This is a genomic window from Bacillus sp. 03113 (assembly GCF_006546985.1).
Taxonomy (GTDB): domain Bacteria; phylum Bacillota; class Bacilli; order Bacillales; family Cytobacillaceae; genus VATK01.
Map to the genome: position 1 here is coordinate 1 of NZ_VATK01000033.1, position 20086 is coordinate 20086.

At 36.5% G+C, this 20086-nt stretch carries 16 protein-coding genes; 8 read left to right on the forward strand and 8 right to left on the reverse strand.

The genetic code is table 11. The annotated features are described in order from the left end of the window. Positions 1-215: 215 nt before the first annotated feature. The 8 genes from FDO66_RS20135 to dnaA all read right to left on the reverse strand — a co-directional run bounded on the left by FDO66_RS20135 (position 216) and on the right by dnaA (position 10991). On the reverse strand, positions 216-1322 hold the full coding sequence (locus FDO66_RS20135) for an HD-GYP domain-containing protein (RefSeq protein ID WP_141434445.1): 1107 nt from the start codon (positions 1320-1322) through the stop codon (positions 216-218). A gap of 272 nt (positions 1323-1594) precedes the next feature. After that, positions 1595-4090 (reverse strand): DNA gyrase subunit A, encoded by a 2496-nt coding sequence (gene gyrA, locus FDO66_RS20140; RefSeq protein ID WP_141434446.1) that lies wholly within the window; start codon positions 4088-4090, stop codon positions 1595-1597. 111 nt (positions 4091-4201) lie between these two features. Next, positions 4202-6124, reverse strand: coding sequence for a DNA topoisomerase (ATP-hydrolyzing) subunit B (gene gyrB, locus FDO66_RS20145; protein ID WP_141434459.1), 1923 nt, complete (start codon positions 6122-6124; stop codon positions 4202-4204). Between the two features lie 101 nt (positions 6125-6225). Next, positions 6226-6474 (reverse strand): extracellular matrix regulator RemB, encoded by a 249-nt coding sequence (remB, locus tag FDO66_RS20150; protein ID WP_141434447.1) that lies wholly within the window; start codon positions 6472-6474, stop codon positions 6226-6228. Between the two features lie 14 nt (positions 6475-6488). After that, positions 6489-7604, reverse strand: coding sequence for a DNA replication/repair protein RecF (gene recF / locus FDO66_RS20155; protein ID WP_141434448.1), 1116 nt, complete (start codon positions 7602-7604; stop codon positions 6489-6491). A 21-nt stretch (positions 7605-7625) separates the two neighbouring features. Then, a complete protein-coding gene (gene yaaA / locus FDO66_RS20160) occupies positions 7626-7838 on the reverse strand; it encodes a S4 domain-containing protein YaaA (RefSeq protein WP_141434449.1) in 213 nt (70 codons plus the stop codon). A gap of 286 nt (positions 7839-8124) precedes the next feature. After that, on the reverse strand, positions 8125-9261 hold the full coding sequence (dnaN, locus tag FDO66_RS20165) for a DNA polymerase III subunit beta (protein ID WP_141434450.1): 1137 nt from the start codon (positions 9259-9261) through the stop codon (positions 8125-8127). A 383-nt stretch (positions 9262-9644) separates the two neighbouring features. Next, positions 9645-10991 (reverse strand): chromosomal replication initiator protein DnaA, encoded by a 1347-nt coding sequence (gene dnaA / locus FDO66_RS20170; RefSeq protein ID WP_141434451.1) that lies wholly within the window; start codon positions 10989-10991, stop codon positions 9645-9647. Positions 10992-11858: 867 nt separating this feature from the next. Here dnaA and rpmH point away from each other — a divergent pair. The 8 genes from rpmH (at position 11859) to noc (ending at position 19881) form a co-directional block, all read left to right on the forward strand. Continuing rightward, entirely contained in the window at positions 11859-11993 is a 135-nt protein-coding gene (rpmH, locus tag FDO66_RS20175) for a 50S ribosomal protein L34 (RefSeq protein WP_053401789.1), read from the forward strand. Between the two features lie 475 nt (positions 11994-12468). Next, positions 12469-12819, forward strand: coding sequence for a ribonuclease P protein component (gene rnpA, locus FDO66_RS20180; protein ID WP_141434452.1), 351 nt, complete (start codon positions 12469-12471; stop codon positions 12817-12819). Between the two features lie 108 nt (positions 12820-12927). After that, a complete protein-coding gene (gene spoIIIJ, locus FDO66_RS20185; RefSeq protein ID WP_141434453.1) occupies positions 12928-13707 on the forward strand; it encodes a YidC family membrane integrase SpoIIIJ in 780 nt (259 codons plus the stop codon). Next, positions 13704-14324: an RNA-binding cell elongation regulator Jag/EloR gene (jag, locus tag FDO66_RS20190; RefSeq protein WP_141434454.1), complete on the forward strand. Its 621-nt coding sequence runs from the start codon at positions 13704-13706 to the stop codon at positions 14322-14324. Before spoIIIJ ends, jag begins: the two co-directional genes overlap by 4 nt. Positions 14325-14674: 350 nt before the next feature. Continuing rightward, positions 14675-16054, forward strand: a complete 1380-nt coding sequence (gene mnmE, locus FDO66_RS20195; RefSeq protein WP_181444685.1) for a tRNA uridine-5-carboxymethylaminomethyl(34) synthesis GTPase MnmE — start codon at positions 14675-14677, stop codon at positions 16052-16054. A gap of 152 nt (positions 16055-16206) precedes the next feature. Further along, positions 16207-18087, forward strand: coding sequence for a tRNA uridine-5-carboxymethylaminomethyl(34) synthesis enzyme MnmG (mnmG, locus tag FDO66_RS20200; RefSeq protein ID WP_141434456.1), 1881 nt, complete (start codon positions 16207-16209; stop codon positions 18085-18087). A gap of 29 nt (positions 18088-18116) precedes the next feature. Beyond that, positions 18117-18833: a 16S rRNA (guanine(527)-N(7))-methyltransferase RsmG gene (gene rsmG, locus FDO66_RS20205; RefSeq protein ID WP_141434457.1), complete on the forward strand. Its 717-nt coding sequence runs from the start codon at positions 18117-18119 to the stop codon at positions 18831-18833. Positions 18834-19014: 181 nt separating this feature from the next. Next, positions 19015-19881: a nucleoid occlusion protein gene (noc, locus tag FDO66_RS20210; protein ID WP_141434458.1), complete on the forward strand. Its 867-nt coding sequence runs from the start codon at positions 19015-19017 to the stop codon at positions 19879-19881. Positions 19882-20086: the final 205 nt, after the last annotated feature.

The window sequence follows — 20086 nt, forward strand, 5'->3', positions numbered from 1 at the left end:
CACTTTTGTTCTTTTGTTGACGTTTTGTTGTTCAGTTTTCAAAGAGCAATTTTTCGTTATCGCTCAGAAGCGACTTTTATATCTTATCACTTCATACGAAGTGTGTCAACTCTTTTTTATAAAATAATAGTTTCATAAAACTATCATTAATTTGCTGACTTGAATGATTATATCAGCAATACAGTACCATTGCAATAGTTTTTTTAGATAAAAAATCACGTTATCTTATATTCCTGTAAAATCTCTTCAATCATTAATCTTTTATGTTTCTTTAAGTCTATAATTTCGTTGTCAGCTTCAACTTTCACTAATGGTCTTGTTGGAGAGCTACTATCAAAAAATAATATTTCTGCTACTATTCCATTCGAAAGTTTTATTTTACTTCCAATTGAAAAGTTAATGATTCCTGAGCTTAGTGCATGGATAGATGCAATGTCATATTTTCCAAAAAAATCAGATTGCAGCATTTCAACAACTTTAAATGGAGACTGCTTTCTTCTGTACGCTCGTTCGGAAGTCATCGCATGAAAAAGATCCGCGACAGCAATAATTTTTGCATAAGGATGTATTTTATCCAATTTCTCCCCACGCGGATAACCACTGCCATCTAAACGTTCATGATGTTGAAGAATAGCTTGCTTTGAATATTCCGTTAGAAGAGGGAGATTTTGAACCATATCATAGCTATATAAAGGATGACCTTTTATATCTAGATACTCCTCTTTCGTAAGAGCAGTTTGTTTTTGTATGGTGGATATATTAAATTTTGACATTCCACAATCAATTAAACATCCCGCAATGGCAATTTGAACAATTTCCCCATGGCTAAATCCTAGCTTTTTCGCAATATAACCACTGATAACGCAAACTGCCAATGGATGCTGAAAGATATATTCGTCTTTCGAGGATAAATGATAGAGTGAAAAAATCTCTGTTGTATTACCTTCTATTTGATTAATAAGGGGTAATACTATTTTTCTAATCTTCGCTATATCGATTGGCAGACCGGATTGCCACAAGTAAAACTCATTTTTGTAATCATGTACCATACTTAAAAATAATTCAAAATAACTTGGTTTTTTCTTATTAATTTCTTTTTCAATAGGAACCTTATTCTTCTCTTCCTTTTCATTAAGCTGAAAAGGGTTTCCATTTACAAGACGATTTTCGACCTCCACTTCGTCTATAAGGAAGGCGTTTAATACTTGTATTAATTCATCTGTCAATATGGTTCTTTTACGAATAATCAGTCGGTTTGTCGAACTAAAAACATCCGTAGATAAAATACAACCATTTTGAAGACCCTGTATTCTTACACGCACATTTCCGCCTCCTTTTTAGGTAAAAAGAATTAGTTCCATTAACCTATTTTACCTTATTATTGGAAATGTGCAAGTAACTTGTTTCCGTCATAAAAGCACTTTGATCTCATAAAAAAAGGGTGACATGAAAGATGGTTTGTCCCTTTTTAGTTATGCGGCATATCGAGATGCTTTCCATCTTCGTAATGCTGCATTAGGTTTTAGAGGGAGTTTCCATTTATCAAGGTCACCCTTAAATTTATATAATTTTGCTTTACCAAAAAGTAGTAAGTTTATTCTTCTTCCGTAGAGATATTTTCAGTCGAAGATAGATCTTCCTCTTGAATGTCTTCCTCTTCTTTTTCAACTTTAGCAACCGTAGCTACATTTTCATTATCACTTTCATTTAAACGAATAAGTCGAACACCTTGTGTATTACGTCCCAATGTGGAAATATCACTAACAGCCATTCGGATTAATACTCCACCCGTCGTAATGATCATAATATCTTCATCACCAGTCACGACTCTCACCGATACAAGGTTTCCATTTTTTTCGGTAATATTACACGTTTTAATCCCTTTTCCTCCTCGTCCCTGAACACGATACTCAGAGATTGGAGTACGTTTACCGTATCCGTTCTTTGTTACAATTAATATGTCTGTATTTTCTTCTAGTACTTCCATTCCTACGACTTCATCATCCGGATCAAGCGTAATTCCTTTAACACCCGTTGCTGTTCTTCCCATTGAACGCACATCTGTTTCTGGAAAACGAATGAGCATACCTTTTTTTGTTCCAATGATTATTTCTTTATTTCCATCTGTTAAACGAACAGAGATGAGCTCGTCTCCCTCTTTTAACCCTAAAGCAATTAAGCCATTATTTCTTATATTTGCAAAGGATGTAAGTGGTGAACGCTTTGATATTCCTTCTTTTGTAGTAAAGAATAAAGACCAATCATCTACAAACTCTTTGACTGGAATCATCGCATTTATCCATTCATCTTTATCAATTTCAAGTAAATTAATAATTGGGATACCTTTTGCCGTCCGACTAAATTCAGGAATTTCATACCCTTTTGCTCGATATACCTTTCCTTTGTTCGTAAAGAAAAGAATGGTATCGTGTGTAGAGGTCGTAATTAAATGCTCTACAAAATCATTTTCATTCGTGCCCATGCCTTGTATGCCTCTTCCTCCGCGTTTTTGCGAACGATAAGTAGAAACGGGCAGCCTTTTAATGTAGTTATTATGGGTTAACGAAATCACGATATTTTCTTCAGGAATTAAATCTTCATCTTCCATGTGTTCTAAACCGCCTGAAACGATTTCAGTACGACGCTTATCATTAAACTGTTCTTTGATTTCCGTTAATTCTTGACGGATGATCTCAAGAACCTTCTCTTCATCTGCTAAAATTGCTTTCAACTCAGCGATAAGCTGAACGAGTTTTTGATATTCTTCCTCAATTTTTTCTCGTTCTAAACCAGTCAAACGCTGTAAGCGCATATCTAGTATTGCCTGGGCTTGTTTATCAGATAAGTCAAAATTAGTCATTAAGCCTTCTCGGGCAATCTCTGTTGTACGAGAGCTGCGAATAAGATTGATCACTTCATCTAAGTGATCTAATGCGATACGCAACCCTTCTAAAATGTGGGCACGAGCTTCCGCTTTTCGTAATTCAAATTCGGTTCTTCTTCGAATAACAACCTTTTGATGATCTAAGTAATGCGTTAAACATTGCTTTAAATTCAATACTTTTGGTTGACCATCTGCCAAAGCTAATAAATTAATCCCAAAGCTCGTTTGTAAAGCAGTATGTTTATAAAGGTTGTTTAATAAAACATTCGCATTGGCATCTTTACGGACTTCAATGACTACTCTCATCCCTTTGCGATCTGATTCATCTCTCAGATCAGTAATGCCGTCTATTTTTTTATCGCGGACAAGCTCAGCAATTTTTTCAACTAGTTTTGCTTTATTGACCTGGTAAGGGATCTCACGGACAATAATCATTTCTTTGCCGTTACTCATCTCTTCTATCTCAACTTTAGCTCTAAGTGTGATGGATCCTCTACCAGTCTCATATGCTTTTCTTATTCCGCTTCTTCCAAGAATCAATCCGGCAGTAGGAAAATCTGGACCAGGGATAATCTCCATTAACTGTTGGATCGATAGGTCTGGATCCTTACTAATAGCAAGAACTCCATCTATAACTTCTCCAAGTTGATGAGGAGGGATATTTGTCGCCATTCCTACCGCTATTCCCGAAGAACCATTTACTAAAAGGTTTGGAAATCTTGAAGGCATCACAACAGGTTCTTTTTCAGCCCCATCATAGTTGTCTTGATAATCGATTGTATCTTTGTTGATGTCGCGCAAAAGCTCCATCGAAATCTTCGACATACGTGCTTCCGTATATCGCATAGCAGCTGCGGAATCTCCATCAACCGATCCAAAGTTTCCATGGCCATCCACAAGCATATAACGATAGTTAAAATCCTGAGCCATCCGTACCATCGTGTCATAAACAGCACTATCGCCATGAGGATGATACTTTCCAATGACCTCACCAACAATACGTGCGGATTTTTTGTATGCTTTATCAGCGTGCATTCCTAGATCATGCATCGCATATAAAATCCGTCTATGAACAGGCTTTAACCCATCTCTAACATCCGGAAGCGCACGAGAAACAATTACACTCATCGCATAATCTAAAAAAGATGAACGCATTTCGGAACTAATATTGATCTCTTTAATTTGGGAATTTGGCGTATCAGCCATGTAAAGGAACCTCCTATAAAATTACTCTGATGAATTGTTTTAAAGTTAAACCATTTATTCTAGCATTTTGAATGAAAAGCAGGATAGAAGCCGTATCTATCCTGTCCCACACTAAACGTCTAGATTTTTCACATAAACTGCATTCTCTTCAATGAATTGTCTTCTCGGTTCTACTTTATCACCCATTAGAATTTCAAACGTTTCATCTGCTTCTATCGCATCCTCTAAACTAACTTGTAGAAGCGTACGTGTTTCTGGATCTAAAGTCGTTTCCCAGAGCTGTTCAGGATTCATTTCTCCTAACCCTTTATAACGTTGAATCCCAGGCTTAGGCTGGCTCGGCATGTCGCTTAGCATTTGTTCAAGCTGGCGATCATTATAAGCATATTCAATGCGTTTTCCCTGCTGAATTTTATAAAGCGGCGGCTGTGCAATATAAATATATCCAGCTTCTATGATTTGTCTCATATAACGGTAAAAGAAGGTTAATAATAAAGTTCGAATATGAGCGCCATCCACATCTGCATCAGTCATAATAACAATTTTGTGATATCGAGCTTTGGAGATTTCAAATTCTTCTCCAATACCAGTACCAACGGCTGTAATGATCGCACGAACCTCATTATTGGATAGAATTTTATCTAAACGTGATTTTTCCACATTTAATATTTTCCCTTTTAAAGGCAATATCGCTTGATATAGCCGCTCCCTTCCTTGCTTAGCCGATCCTCCAGCAGAATCACCCTCAACAATATACAATTCACTTATTGCAGGATCCTTAGAGGTACAATCTGCTAATTTTCCAGGAAGGCTCGATACTTCCAACGCACTCTTTCTTCTTGTCAGCTCACGCGCTTTTTTAGCGGCAAGTCTTGCTCTTGCTGCAATCAGACCTTTTTCGACAATTTTCCTTGCAACGGTTGGATTTTCTAAGAGAAATTTCTCGAAATGCTCTGAAAAAATAGTATCAGTTGTTGCACGAACTTCAGAATTTCCTAATTTAGTTTTCGTTTGACCTTCAAATTGCGGATCAGGATGTTTAATAGATACAATCGCAGTCAAACCTTCCCGAACATCTTCTCCAGATAAATTGGAATCATTATCTTTGATTAATCCATTTTTTCTTGAATAATCGTTAATGACCCTTGTTAAAGCCGTTTTAAATCCAAATTCATGCGTACCGCCTTCGTACGTATGAATATTATTGGCAAAAGAGTAGATGTTTCCAGTAAAGCCATCGTTATATTGAATGGAGATTTCGACTGATATTCCATCCCGTTCGCCCTCTAAATAAATCGGTTCTTCATGAAGAACTTCCTTTGAACGATTTAAATGTTCAACATATGACTTGATACCACCTTCATAGTGATATTCATTCTTTTTATTTTCCACTCTTTTATCTTCAATAGTTATTTTGACACCCTTATTTAGAAACGAAAGCTCTCTAAGACGAGTCGCAAGTGTATCATAATCATACTCTAATGTTTCTTGAAAGATCTCACCATCAGGCTTAAAACGGGTAGTTGTTCCAGTTCTATTTGTATCCCCTACGATTGTTAAGTCTGCACACGGAACACCTTTTTCATATTTCTGGTAATAAACATTCCCATCACGATGAACAAAAACTTCTAATTCCGTGGACAAAGCGTTAACGACAGAGGCACCAACCCCATGTAATCCGCCTGAAACCTTATAGCCCCCACCGCCAAATTTTCCACCTGCATGCAAAACAGTCATAATAACTTCAACTGCCGGGCGGCCCATTTTTTCATGAATTCCTACAGGGATCCCACGCCCGTTATCAATAACGGTAATGCTATTATCCTTTTCAATGACGACATTAATTTCAGTACAATACCCGGCTAATGCTTCATCTATACTATTATCGACAATTTCCCATACGAGATGGTGAAGACCTTTTGCACTCGTAGTTCCGATATACATTCCCGGTCGTTTGCGAACGGCTTCTAACCCTTCTAAAACCTGTATCTGATTCTCATCGTAGGATGGTTGTTGAATTGATTTTTGCTCCATTGCCATATTGATCACCTTACTTTCCATTTGGCATCCATTATTGATTAACAATTTTCATCTTTACTTTAAGTAAAATTATATTTACGTATCTTTTTACTTAATTAATATTCTTGAACGGCTAATTTATAAGAACGTTTTTTTAACGTACCGGAAGTTAGAGGGGAAAAATAAACATGATTTGTTGTAACAATCAATGATTTATACGATCCATTAGCGAGGTCAATCATTTGATTTTTTTGACGCATAAACAATGCTTTCATATAGTCCGAAGATGCTATGCTGTCTTTATCGATAATGACGATGATTTCACTTGCCCTAACTAAAATATCTGCTCCAATGTGAATGTACAAATTAGCACCTCACCTTAAATCTTTTTCAAAGTTCCATGCTCGACTATAAAGGTTGAAGCTTCTTTTAAAGTTTGATGATGAATACCATCCACATTCGTTGTCGTCACAAAGGTTTGAACTTTTCCTTGGATTGTATTTAATAAATGAGATTGTCGGTAATCATCTAGCTCTGATAAAACATCATCTAATAATAAAATAGGGTATTCTCCGATTTCTGAATGAATTAACTCAATTTCGGCCATTTTGATGGACAGAGCTGTGGTCCTTTGCTGCCCCTGCGATCCGAATGTCTGCACATCTCGATCATTCACAAAAAAAAGCAGATCATCTCGGTGAGGGCCAAACAATGTGACGCCTCGTTCAATCTCTCTTTTTTTGACTGCCAAAAATTTTTGTTCATACACCTCTATCATCTTCGACAACTCTTGATCATCTGATACATCGACAGATGGCTTGTACTTTATTTTTAACGTTTCAAGCCCTCTTGAGATTCCTTTATGAATGGGAACTGCCCACTTTTCTAGAAGTGCTAGAAAGCCTAAACGTTTTGAAACAATTTTAACAGCCATTTGAATAAACTGTTCCGTTAAAATTTCAAGCATCGTTTCATCTTTTTGTTTATTAGTTTGTAGAAGCTTAAGATAGTGATTTCGCTGCTGCAGTATTTTTTGATATTGTCCCATGTCATGTAAATAAATAGAGGAGACCTGGCCAATTTCCATATCAATAAAACGACGTCTTACCTGTGGGCTTCCTTTCACTAAATTAAGATCTTCTGGTGCAAACATAACAACATTGATACTTCCTACATATTGACTTAGCTTTTGTTGTTCAATGTGGTTGCTTTTAGCTTTTTTTCCATTTTTAGAAATAACTAGCTGCATGGGGAGTGCGCCGTGCTTTTTTATGATCCTCCCCTCTATTTTAGCATACTCTTCATCCCAAAGAATCAGTTCTTTATCATTCGAAGCCCGATGAGATTTAGCCATAGCTAATACGTAGATCGATTCAAGCACATTCGTTTTCCCTTGAGCATTTTCTCCTAAAATAACATTGACCTTATTTTCAAATTGAACATCAAGGCTTTTATAATTGCGATAATTTTTTAAATGAAGCTGTTCAATAAACATTCTGTTTCATCCTTTTTTCTATTACGAAACAACAAAACGACCAAAGCTTTGAATCTCAATTTCGTCACCTGATCTTAGCTTCCTTCCTCTTCTTTGATCCTGCTCTCCGTTCACAAACACATCATACTCGCTTAAAAACCACTTAGCCATCCCTCCAGTTTGAATGACTTCTGCCACTTTCAAAAACTGACCTAAAGTAATATAGTCCGTATCAATCTTGATTTGTTTAATCATCATTTCACTCTTTCATCGATAGTATCTAATACTTTATTCTACTAAAAATATTTGCTAGACACAAAGAAAACTCAAAACAAAAAATATTAAGCTTTTGTTTTGAGTTTATTCATACATAAACCGGAAGAAAAGCGAAGATTTCCCATATGAAAAAACTACCGGCAAAACCGGTAGTGTTCTGTTTAGAGATAGAAAGAATATCCGAATGTAGACGGTGTCTAACCCATTGTCTCTAAATGTAAAAAGCTTTCTCGCACTAAATGAGCTGATTAATGTGCTTTTCTAATTAATACGTTCTAACTGGGAGGATGAGCTGTAAAATTGATTCATCATGCATGGGTTGGATAAGAAAAGGTCTCATAGCACCAGTAAAGCGAACTTTTATTTCAGTGCCTTCTAATGTTTTTAAGGCATCCATCATATACTTTGCACTAAAAGATATCTTTATTTCTTCTCCCTCAATCGATTGACATTGCAGCTCTTCAACAACCTTCCCAATTTCAGGGGTATTTGAAGAAATTTCAATGATACTGTTTTCATTAGTCGTAAACTTTACCACATTATTTCTACCTTCACGTGCAAGAAGGGAAGCACGGTCAATCGCATGTAAAAATTCTTTTGTCTGTACAATAATATCAGTTTTGCTGTCATTAGGAATCAATCTAGTCGTATCCGGGTAATTGCCTTCTAGTAATCTGGAGAAAAACAACAAATGCTTCGTTTTAAATAATACTTGATTATTCGTAATAACGATTTGAACCATTTCTTGGTTGTCATCAAGAATTTTGCTTAATTCGTTAAGACTTTTTCCTGGAATAACGACATTATATGAATCATCTGACTCTGTTTCAATTATTGCTTTTCGAAGTGCAAGACGATGACTATCTGTTGCAATACAGATCAACTCATTTTGCGATACCTTCCAGTTTACACCTGTCAAGATCGGGCGTGTTTCTGAGGTGGACACTGCAAAAACAGTTTGTCTAATCATTGCTTTTAATAGGTCTGTAGGGATTTTAAAAACATTTTCTTCTTCAATTTGCGGCAAATGAGGATACTCTTCTGCATCTAAACCATTTAAATTAAATTCTGATTTTCCAGAGCGGATTACAGTTTGGTAATTATTTTCTACTTCTATTTCAACTTGATCGGTCGGTAGTTTTTTAACAATTTCGCTAAAAAACTTTGCTTGCAAGACAATTGAACCTGTGCTCTTTATTTTTACAATTTCTTTATCATCCTCATCAATAGGAATAAAGGATTCGATCGATATATCTGAATCACTTCCTGTCAATGTAACTCCATCTTCAGTTGCAACAATTTTAATTCCTGTCAGGATTGGAATCGTTGTTCTGCTTGATACTGCTTTCATGACATCTTGTACACTTTGAACCAAACGATCTCGTTGGATTATAAATCTCATTGGTAATCCTCCGTCTTCAACAAATTTAGTTTACTTTTATATATTCTTTTATTATAAAAAAATAGTAGTAATAATAGTAGGGCTTGTTAATATGTGGATAACTCTTTTTATCAAAGGAAACACAGTCTATCCACATGTGGATAGACTGTGTGTAATTACGTGCAAGTTATACACATTATTCTAGTTATTCTTTTTCTTGTAGGAACTCCGACGTACAGGAATATGCTTGTCGCCGATAAACAGGCGCCCTCCGCTTTTCTTGTTGTCTAGCTCCAACGCCTAGCCGCTCGGATCATAAGCCACAATACTCCAAAAATCAGGATTTTCTGCGTATTGCGTCTTATGTCTGTCGCGGCTGTTCAAGGCGCCCTCTGCTTTTCTTGTTATACCTTTAGAATTTCGTTGATTTCTTTTAATTGTTTTTGCAATAAGGCATCTGATTGTAAAAGCTTTGAGATTTTTTCATGGGCATGAATAACCGTTGTATGGTCTCTCCCTCCAAATTCCTCTCCAATTTTAGGGAGGGAAAAGTCGGTTAATTCTCTAGATAAATACATGGCTACTTGTCTTGGGAAAGCGACTGATTTTGTTCTTTTCTTTGCTTTAAAATCTTCCAGTTTAATGCTAAAGTGCTCCCCAACAACCTTTTGAATCTCATGAATGGTAATCACCTTTGGCTTCGAGCTTGGGATGATATCCTTTAATGCTTCAGCCGCCAAATCAGCGTTTATATCCTTGTTAATTAACGAAGAGTACGCTACGACACGAATAAGTGCTCCTTCAAGTTCTCGTATATTGGAATCAATTTGATTAGCAATATAGAGCATTACTTCATTCGGAATATCAAGACCCTCTGCTTTTGCTTTTTTTCGTAAAATCGCAATCCTAGTTTCTAAATCAGGTGGCGTGATGTCTGTAATTAATCCCCATTCAAAACGCGATCGTAACCGGTCTTCTAAAGTAGGAATTTCTTTAGGGGGACGATCACTTGAAATAACGATTTGCTTACTTTCTTCGTGAAGGGTATTAAAGGTATGGAAAAATTCTTCCTGCGTTTGTTCTTTTCCAGCTAAAAATTGAATATCATCAATGAGAAGAACATCTACATTTCGATATTTATTGCGAAAATCGACTGCTTTATTATCACGAATGGAATTAATAAATTCATTCGTAAATTTTTCAGAAGATAAGTAAACGACTTTAGCTGCAGGATTATGATCTAACACATAATGACCAATTGCATGCATCAAATGCGTTTTTCCAAGACCTACTCCTCCATAAATGAATAATGGATTATATGCTTTTGCTGGTGCTTCCGCTACGGCTAAGGATGCAGCATGTGCAAATCGATTCCCTGATCCAATAACAAAGGTATCAAAAGTGTATTTTGGATTCAGCATATTGACGGGGAGCTCAGGGTGCTCTTCTTCCTTTTTGACTTGTAAAGGCGGAACCGGCAGCTCTATATCTTGTTCACCTTGATTTTGCGGAATAATAAATTTTACACTAAGTTCTTCTCCAGTAATGTCATATAGAATTCCTGAGATTAACTGAGAATAACGTTCCTCTAACCAATCTCGAGCAAATTCATTTGGAGCGGTTATTACTAGAGAATCACCTTGAAGGGAGTGTGCTTTCGTCGATTTTAACCATGTATCAAAACTAGGTTTACTGATTTTTTTTTCAATTTTGACGAGAGCACTATTCCAGAGATCCGCAATATTTTCCAACAATTATCCCTCCTTTGCTGATCGTTTCGTGCTAAAACTAATGACTATACATATGCTGTACAACCTATCAATTTATGAATATACGAAACTGTTTGTGGAAAAATATATAATAAGGAAGTGATGTGGTATTTCGACAGTATCCACTGTTTGTGGACAACGTTCTACATAGGCTCTGAATAACCTGTCCACAGCTTATCCACAACTGTGGATAAAGGGGTTATACACAATGAATTGTTAAGTGTGAAAACACAACTATAATATCAAATTATTCGTTGCTGTGCAATGGTTTTTCATGATTTATCCACAAGGTCCTAGTCGTGTGTATAAAAAATGTCCACAGGGAGTGATTGTGTGTAAAACATGTCAATATGTGCTGTGGATAATAAAAAGCTTGTCGAAATATTATCCACAGCACATATTATGCTTCATTTAGAGCTAAAAACTTAATGGGAAATAATGAGGTAGATTTAAAAATTGGACCGATCCTATTTTAGGTGTAAGGTAAAGAAAATATTAAAGTTTTTCGCAATAAGGAAGTCGTTCTAAAGAATGATTTATAAATTGAGGATGACAACCAACTTAAAAAAGGATAGAATGGTTGAGTGGATTTTAAATTTGAAAAGCTTAAAAGGCAGAAAAGTGATTTTGCTCTATATTTGAGGAAGTAAATTTCACTACAGGATGAGCTATTCATAAACATAGATAGTCAATTTTTAAGAAGCTAACAATTATCTCGGCACAAGTCGTTATTTTTTGCTGCACCCTTTAAAGGGGAAATAGCATCTGTATAGTTGACAATAGGTGAAACTCGTTTATATAATTAGAAAGACTGTCTTTAACAGCTATTCCTCAGGGAGGTGTCATATAATGAAACGAACTTATCAACCAAATAAACGTAAAAGAAGTAAAGTTCATGGATTCCGCAGCCGCATGAGCAGTGCGAACGGACGTAAGGTTCTTGCTCGCCGTCGCCGTAAAGGAAGAAAAGTATTATCTGCTTAGGCCACTGAAACGTCAGTGGTCTTTTTTTTAAAGATAAAGTAAAGAATAACTTTTAAAGGTTAGACTATTGTCTAGCTTTGACGTTCAGGGCGTACTATTGCCGATATCGCCACAGGACATGGCGTCTTTAATCGGCTAGTTGCCATCGGATCGAGGTCATAAGCAAATCTGGCAAGAGAGGTAAAGAGCCTCTTTCTCACCAATCTGTCTTATACTTATCGCCGATAAGCAGGCGCCTTGCGCATTTCTTAAAAGACAAGAAAGTATAACTTTTTGAAGGTAGACTGGTGTCTAGCTTCAGCGCCTATCGACTATCAAACTTTAGGTCTTCTCCCTACGATAAGTCAACATCGATTCGCTTTCGCTCATCGTGTTTCCTTTATCTCAGTCGAAGCCCCTCCAGTTTGTACGTCGATGATCAAGGCGCTTTCGCATTTCTTATGAAAAGGTTTTAAGATTGCAGGTGTAAGTGACGATGAAAAAAGAAAATCGAATTAAGAAGAATAAAGAATTTCAAGATGTCTTTCAAAAAGGAAAGTCGGTTGCAAATCGTCAGTTTATCGTATATACATTAAAAAAACCGGATCAGAAGCATTTTCGAATTGGATTATCCGTTAGTAAAAAGATCGGAAATGCAGTAACCCGAAATCAAATAAAAAGGTATGTTCGTCAAGTATTTCATGAAATAGACGGACAAATACATAATGACTTTGATTACGTGATTATAGCTAGGAAGCAAGCTTCTCAAATAGGCTATCATGAATTAAAAAAAAATTTGCAGCACGTATTAAAAATAGCAAAAGCGTTCAAGAATCGATCAACTTGATATGATCAAAAGGTGAAAAAAAGCGTTTTCCTATAAAAAGTGATAAAATATTTTTTGATGGAAGAAATTAATAAAGTTCTCATCAGAGCAATAAGGAGGAAAGAAAGGTTGAAAAAGCGAATTTTTTTCGTAGTCGGACTGATTTTTATCATGGCCCTCCTATCAGGTTGTATGGATATCAACAAGCCGATTACTTCTGAAAGCACAGGCGTTTGGAATCAATATATTGTATACCCTCTTTCAATGTTAATTGTAAAGGTTGCAGAAATAGCTGGAAACAGCTATGGAATTTCCATTATTATTGTTACATTAATTATTCGTCTAGCGATCTTGCCGCTTATGATTAAGCAGACGAAAAGTTCGAAAGCGATGCAAGCGATTCAGCCTGAAATGGAGAAGCTAAGAAAGCAATATAGCTCTAAGGATCAGAAAACGCAAGCAAAGCTGCAAGAAGAAACGATGAAACTATTTAAAGAAAATAATGTAAATCCTTTGGCAGGCTGCTTTCCGTTACTTGTACAGATGCCAATATTAATTGGGTTCTATCATGCAATTTCTCGAACTCGTGCAATTGCAGACCAAAACTTTTTATGGTTCGATCTTGGTGCGCCAGATCCGATTTATTTATTGCCGCTAATTGCAGGTGTAACAACCTTCATCCAGCAAAAAATGATGATGGCTGGACCAATGGGACAAAATCCGCAAATGGCGATGATGCTATGGGTTATGCCGATTATGATCATTATTTTTGCTATTAACTTTCCAGCAGCACTTTCCTTATATTGGGTGGTAGGGAATATCTTCATGATTATTCAAACTTACTTTATTAAAGGACCAAGTGAAAAAAAGGCATCAGAAGTTGATCGTGTAGGAGGAGCGAAAAAGTGAAAGAGATAACTGCTACCGGACAAACCGTCGAAGAAGCAGTCGAATCAGCTTTAGCTCAACTACAAACAACAAGAGATCGCATTGACATTCAGATTGTTGATGAAGGAAAAAAAGGGATTTTCAGAATTTTTGGCTCTAAACCTACTGTTATAAAGGCATCCTTGAAAGTAGATCCTATAGAGGAAGCAAAGAATTATTTATCCAACGTGTGTGAAAAGATGGGTGCTTCAGTAAAGGTAGATGTCAAAAAAGAAGGAAAATGGGTTCAATTTGAATTAATTGGTAAAAATCTAGGTCTATTGATTGGTAAAAGGGGACAGACTCTAAATTCTCTTCAATATTTAACTCAGCTCGTATTAAATCGTTATTCCGATCATTATTTTAATGTTTTATTAGATGCAGAAGATTATCGGAAAAGAAGAAAGCAAACGCTTGTTCAATTGGCTGAACGCTTAGCACAAAAGGCCATTAAAACGGGACTAGCTGTCGAATTAGAACCGATGCCTTCACATGAACGAAAAGCGATTCATACAGCATTAGTTGAAAATAAGCAAGTCACAACCTTTTCAAAAGGGGAAGACAAGCAAAGACATATTGTGATTTCTCCAGTTAAATAGATAAATGTTAAGGCAGGGTTCGATTCCTCACATGGATTGTGAAAGAATCGAACCTTTTTTTGTTGGATAAAAATTGATATTTTTGAAAAACGCTTTTGGAAGCAAAGGAACTTTTACTTCAGGACTAAGAAAGGCACTTGTGCTTTTCTAATAAGCGATGTTGTTATTCACATGTGGATAAGATAAAATAGAGCGTGATAACAATAAACACTGTGGATAAGTTTCGGGATTAAACGGTTGCTCTTTTGTATGAAAAAAGAGTATGATATTCTAATGTTTTGGGAAATAAAAAAGCTATGAAGCATTTATGATATAAATTTTAAAAGCAAAGGGGGAGAACTTGATTGGAGATGGACACGATTGCAGCGATATCGACTCCGATGGGAGAAGGTGCCATTGCAATAGTAAGATTAAGTGGAAGTGATGCTTTTGGCATTGCTGAAAAGCTTTTTAAAAGTGTGAACGGACATAAGATCATGCAAGTGCCTAGTCATACGATTCACTATGGGCATATTATTGATCCAAAAACGAATGAAGTGGCTGAAGAAGTTATGATTTCAGTGATGAAGGGTCCTAAAACCTTTACAAAAGAGGATGTAATTGAAATAAACTGTCATGGTGGAATCGTATCTGTGAATCGAGTGTTGCAGCTATTATTAACGAACGGGGCAAGGCTTGCTGAACCTGGTGAATTTACAAAGCGTGCATTTTTAAACGGAAGAATTGATTTGTCTCAAGCTGAAGCGGTTATGGATTTGATTCGAGCGAAAACCGATCGTGCCATGAATATGGCGTTAAGTCAGATGGAGGGACGGTTATCAAAGCTCATTCGGAGACTTCGACAGGAGATATTAGAAACTTTAGCCCATGTTGAGGTAAACATTGATTATCCTGAATATGATGATGTTGAAGAAATGACGCATAATTTGTTGTTGGAAAAGGCATCCCTTGTTCAAAAAGAAATTCAGAAGCTTTTGCAAACATCCCAGCAAGGCAGGATATTACGTGAAGGCTTGTCAACCGTTATTGTCGGAAGGCCTAATGTAGGCAAATCATCGCTTTTAAATAGCCTTGTTCATGAAAATAAAGCAATCGTAACCGATATTCCGGGAACGACACGTGATGTAATAGAAGAATATGTGAACGTTCGAGGAGTTCCTTTGCGACTTGTAGATACAGCTGGCATAAGAGAAACAGAGGATATTGTAGAAAGAATTGGTGTTGAAAGGTCTAGGCAAGTGTTGAAGGAAGCGGATCTGCTCCTTCTTGTATTAAATTTTGCAGATATCTTAACAGAAGAGGATGAAAATCTTTTCAAAGCTGTAGAAGGGATGGATGTGATTGTTATAGTCAATAAAACTGATCTTCCACAGCAAATAGATATGGAACGAGTTCAATTCCTTTCTAAAAATCATAAGCTTGTTACGACCTCATTGCTTAAGGAGCAAGGAATTGACGAGCTTGAGAAGTCGATAGCAGCTTTATTTTTTGAAGGTGAAATCGAAGCAAGGGATATGACATATGTTTCAAATACAAGACATATTTCACTTTTACACCAAGCTTTACAGTCAATCGAGGATGCCATTAATGGTATAAAAATGGGGACGCCTATTGATATGGCTCAAATTGATTTAACGAGGACATGGGAGATTCTTGGAGAGATCATCGGTGAGAGTGTACATGAAAGCTTAATCGATCAGCTTTTTTCACAATTTTGCCTTGGGAAATAATCAGAAGGTATTCAAAAAGGATTATGGGAATGTAGGAATCTTTTCAGAATGCTATAAAACGTAAATGAAAATATATTTGAAATATAGATAGGAAAGCAATTCCTCTAAAATATGAAGAAAAAATAGAATGAATTAAAAAAGGAGGCAGCACGATGCAATACGACGCTGGTAGTTTTGATGTCATCGTCATCGGAGCTGGACATGCTGGTTGTGAAGCAGGATTAGCGGCAGCAAGACTTGGAGCTAAGACATTAATGATCACCATCAACTTAGACATGGTCGGCTTTATGCCATGTAACCCTTCCGTTGGAGGACCTGCAAAAGGAATTGTTGTCAGGGAAATAGATGCCCTTGGCGGAGAAATGGGAAAGAATATTGATAAGACCCATATCCAAATGCGGATGCTAAATACCGGAAAAGGTCCAGCAGTACGGGCTTTAAGAGCGCAAGCAGATAAATTCATGTATCAGCATGAAATGAAAAAGACACTTGAAAGCGAACAAAATTTAACACTTACTCAAGGGATGGTAGAAAGACTGATTATAGAGGATGGTCAATGTAAAGGGGTTATCACCAAAACAGGAGCCACCTATCATTCGAAAACGGTGGTTGTGACCACAGGGACTTTCCTTCGTGGAGAAATTATTATTGGCGACTTGAAATATTCAAGCGGTCCGAATAATCAACAGCCATCGATCAAGCTATCTGACCACCTAAAGGAGCTTGGATTTGGTCTGGTACGCTTTAAAACAGGAACACCGCCTCGGGTAAATAGTCTGACGATCGATTATAGTAAAGCAGAAATTCAGCCTGGAGACGATGTACCTCGTGCATTTTCTTATGAAACGACCAAATATATTACTGATCAGCTCCCATGCTGGTTAACATATACAAGTGCTGAAACTCATCAGCTAATCGACGAGAATTTACATCGTTCACCTATGTATTCTGGTATGATAAAAGGGACTGGCCCTCGCTATTGCCCTTCTATCGAAGATAAGGTTGTAAGATTTAATGATAAACCACGTCATCAGTTATTTTTAGAGCCAGAAGGTAGGAATACAAATGAAGTATATGTACAAGGATTGTCTACAAGCTTGCCTGAAGATATTCAACAAAAAATATTGAGAACCATTCCAGGACTTGAAAATGCACAGATGATGAGAACAGGATACGCAATCGAATATGATGCAATCGTTCCAACTCAGCTTTGGCCAACACTCGAAACAAAAAAAATAAAAAATTTATACACTGCAGGACAAATCAACGGGACATCTGGCTACGAGGAAGCAGCGGGACAAGGACTTATGGCTGGTATGAATGCGGGCTTAAATTCAATTGGAAAAGAACAAGTAATCTTAAGCCGTTCAGAAGCGTATATTGGTGTGTTAATTGATGATTTAGTGACAAAAGGAACCAATGAACCTTATCGACTTTTAACATCAAGAGCAGAATACCGTTTATTGCTTCGCCATGATAATGCGGATTTGCGACTAACAGAGCTTGGACATAAAGTAGGTTTAATTTCTGATGAAAGATACGAACGATTTCTTGATAAAAAAGATGCCATTGAAAAAGAAATCAGCCGTCTTAAATCGATTATTATTAAACCAACTGAAGAGGTTCAGAAGATTATTCGAGATCAAGGTGGAAGTGAATTAAAAGATGGCATAAAAGCAGCTGATCTGATGAGAAGACCAGAGATGAGTTATGAGCATATTGAGCCAATTGTTCCAAATGAAGCACCTTTGTCTGAAGAAGTGACTGAACAGGTTGAGATCCAAATTAAGTATGAAGGATATATTGAAAAGTCCCTTCAACAAGTAGAGAGACTTAAAAAAATGGAAAATAAGAAAATCCCTGAAAATATTGATTATCATGACATTAAAGGAATTGCAACAGAAGCTAAGCAAAAGCTAGAGCAAGTACGTCCATTATCGATTGCTCAAGCTTCACGTATTTCAGGCGTCAATCCAGCTGATATTTCCATTCTTCTTGTATATTTAGAACAAGGAAGAATTGCAAGAGTGTGATGGATGAGGTCAAAAGAAAGGAATGACTTATGAATACGGAACAATTTATTCAAATGCTAAAGGAGAAGGGGATTGACCTTTCTCCTTGGCAGATTACTCAATATGAAGCCTATTTCGAAGCGTTAGTAGAATGGAATGAAAAAATGAATTTAACCGCTATTACGGATAAGGCTGATGTTTATTTAAAGCATTTTTATGATTCTTTAACGGCATCGTTTTATTATGATTTTAATGAGCCTTTACATATATGTGATGTCGGAGCTGGAGCTGGTTTTCCAAGTATTCCATTAAAAATTGCTTTTCCGAATCTTCATGTGACGATTGTTGATTCTTTAAACAAAAGAATACATTTTTTAGAGCATATCGCGAATGTTTTAAAATTGGAAAATGTACAATTTATTCATGATCGTGCTGAAACCTTTGGGCAAAAGCCAGAGTACCGAGGAGTTTTTGATATTGTTACAGCAAGAGCTGTAGCAAGACTTTCTGTGTTATCAGAGCTTTGTCTTCCGCTTGTGAAAGTAGGAGGCTACTTTATTGCAATGAAAGGTGCAGGAGCAAAAGGGGAAATCGATTTAGGAAAAAAAGCAATCACGGTTTTAGGTGGGAAGCTTGAAAAATCTTTTTCCTTTATTCTGCCAATTGAAGAAAGTGAACGAAATATTCTCCTGATCAAAAAGGAAAAACAGACACCTAAAAAATACCCAAGGAAGCCTGGTACTCCAAATAAAACACCTATTGAATAGAGTCTTAAAAAAGTAACAATGACTTTAATTGTAGATAGCTGTTCAGGGTCGTGTATCCAGCCCCACAGGTCTAGTTAAACGCTTATAAATAGGTTTGATGTAATATCTTTTTGATTGGCAGGAGTTGGATTGTTGATAGAGAATTATGAATTAGGGAGTTTCGTAAAGGTGGTGCAGGGTGATGAAGAATTCTTTCTCACGCTTATTTGGCCTAGGCGAAAAGGGAGAACAATTCGAAACAGAACAGGGTGAAAATGAAAGCGTAGAGGGAAATGAAGAAATTAATCGAATTCCAATTGATCACATTATTCCCAATCGATTTCAGCCTCGTACTGTTTTTAATGATGAAAAAATTGAAGAATTATCACGAACGATTCATACGCATGGTATCATTCAGCCTATCGTTGTTCGCGAATATGAAGAAGGTCAATTTGAGATCATCGCTGGTGAGCGAAGATGGCGTGCGATGAAAAAACTAGGCTGGAGTGAGGTTCCAGCCATTGTTAAGAATTTAAGCGACACAGAGACCGCTTCTGTTGCCTTAATTGAAAATCTTCAGCGAGAAGAACTTTCTCCTATTGAAGAAGCCGTTGCATATGGAAAATTATTGGAGTTGCACAATCTAACACAGGAAGCACTTGCTCAACGTTTAGGCAAAGGTCAATCTACGGTAGCAAATAAGCTGAGATTATTGAAATTACCAGACAAAGTCCAAGATGCATTGTTAAATAAATCTATTTCGGAACGGCATGCAAGGTCCCTGATCCCACTAAAAGATACTGAAAAACAAGTAAAATTACTAGAAGAAATTATTGAGAAAAGCTTGAATGTGAAGCAAACAGAAGATCGTGTGGTAAAGCTGCTGAATAATACTGAATCGAAATCAAGATCTACAAGAAAATCATTTCCGAAGGATATGCGTATCGCCGTTAATACGATTAGACAATCTGTCTCAATGGTTTCAGATAGTGGGATCAATTTAGATTCTAAGGAAGAGGAATTTGACGAATATTACCAAATAACGATTAAAATACCTAAAAAGAAGTAAGGTGAAATCGTTCTCTTTTTCTTCTCTATAAAAAAATGTGAGATTTTAAACAAATTGATGTTTAAAGTCTCACATTTTTTCGTATTTCAATAAAAATTATCTATTTAATATAATCGTATTAATTATCTAGATTGACATCCTCCCCCACCTAAAATTCTCACGAATTTTTGAGGAAGGGGATTCCAACAGAGTTTCACTGCGTATA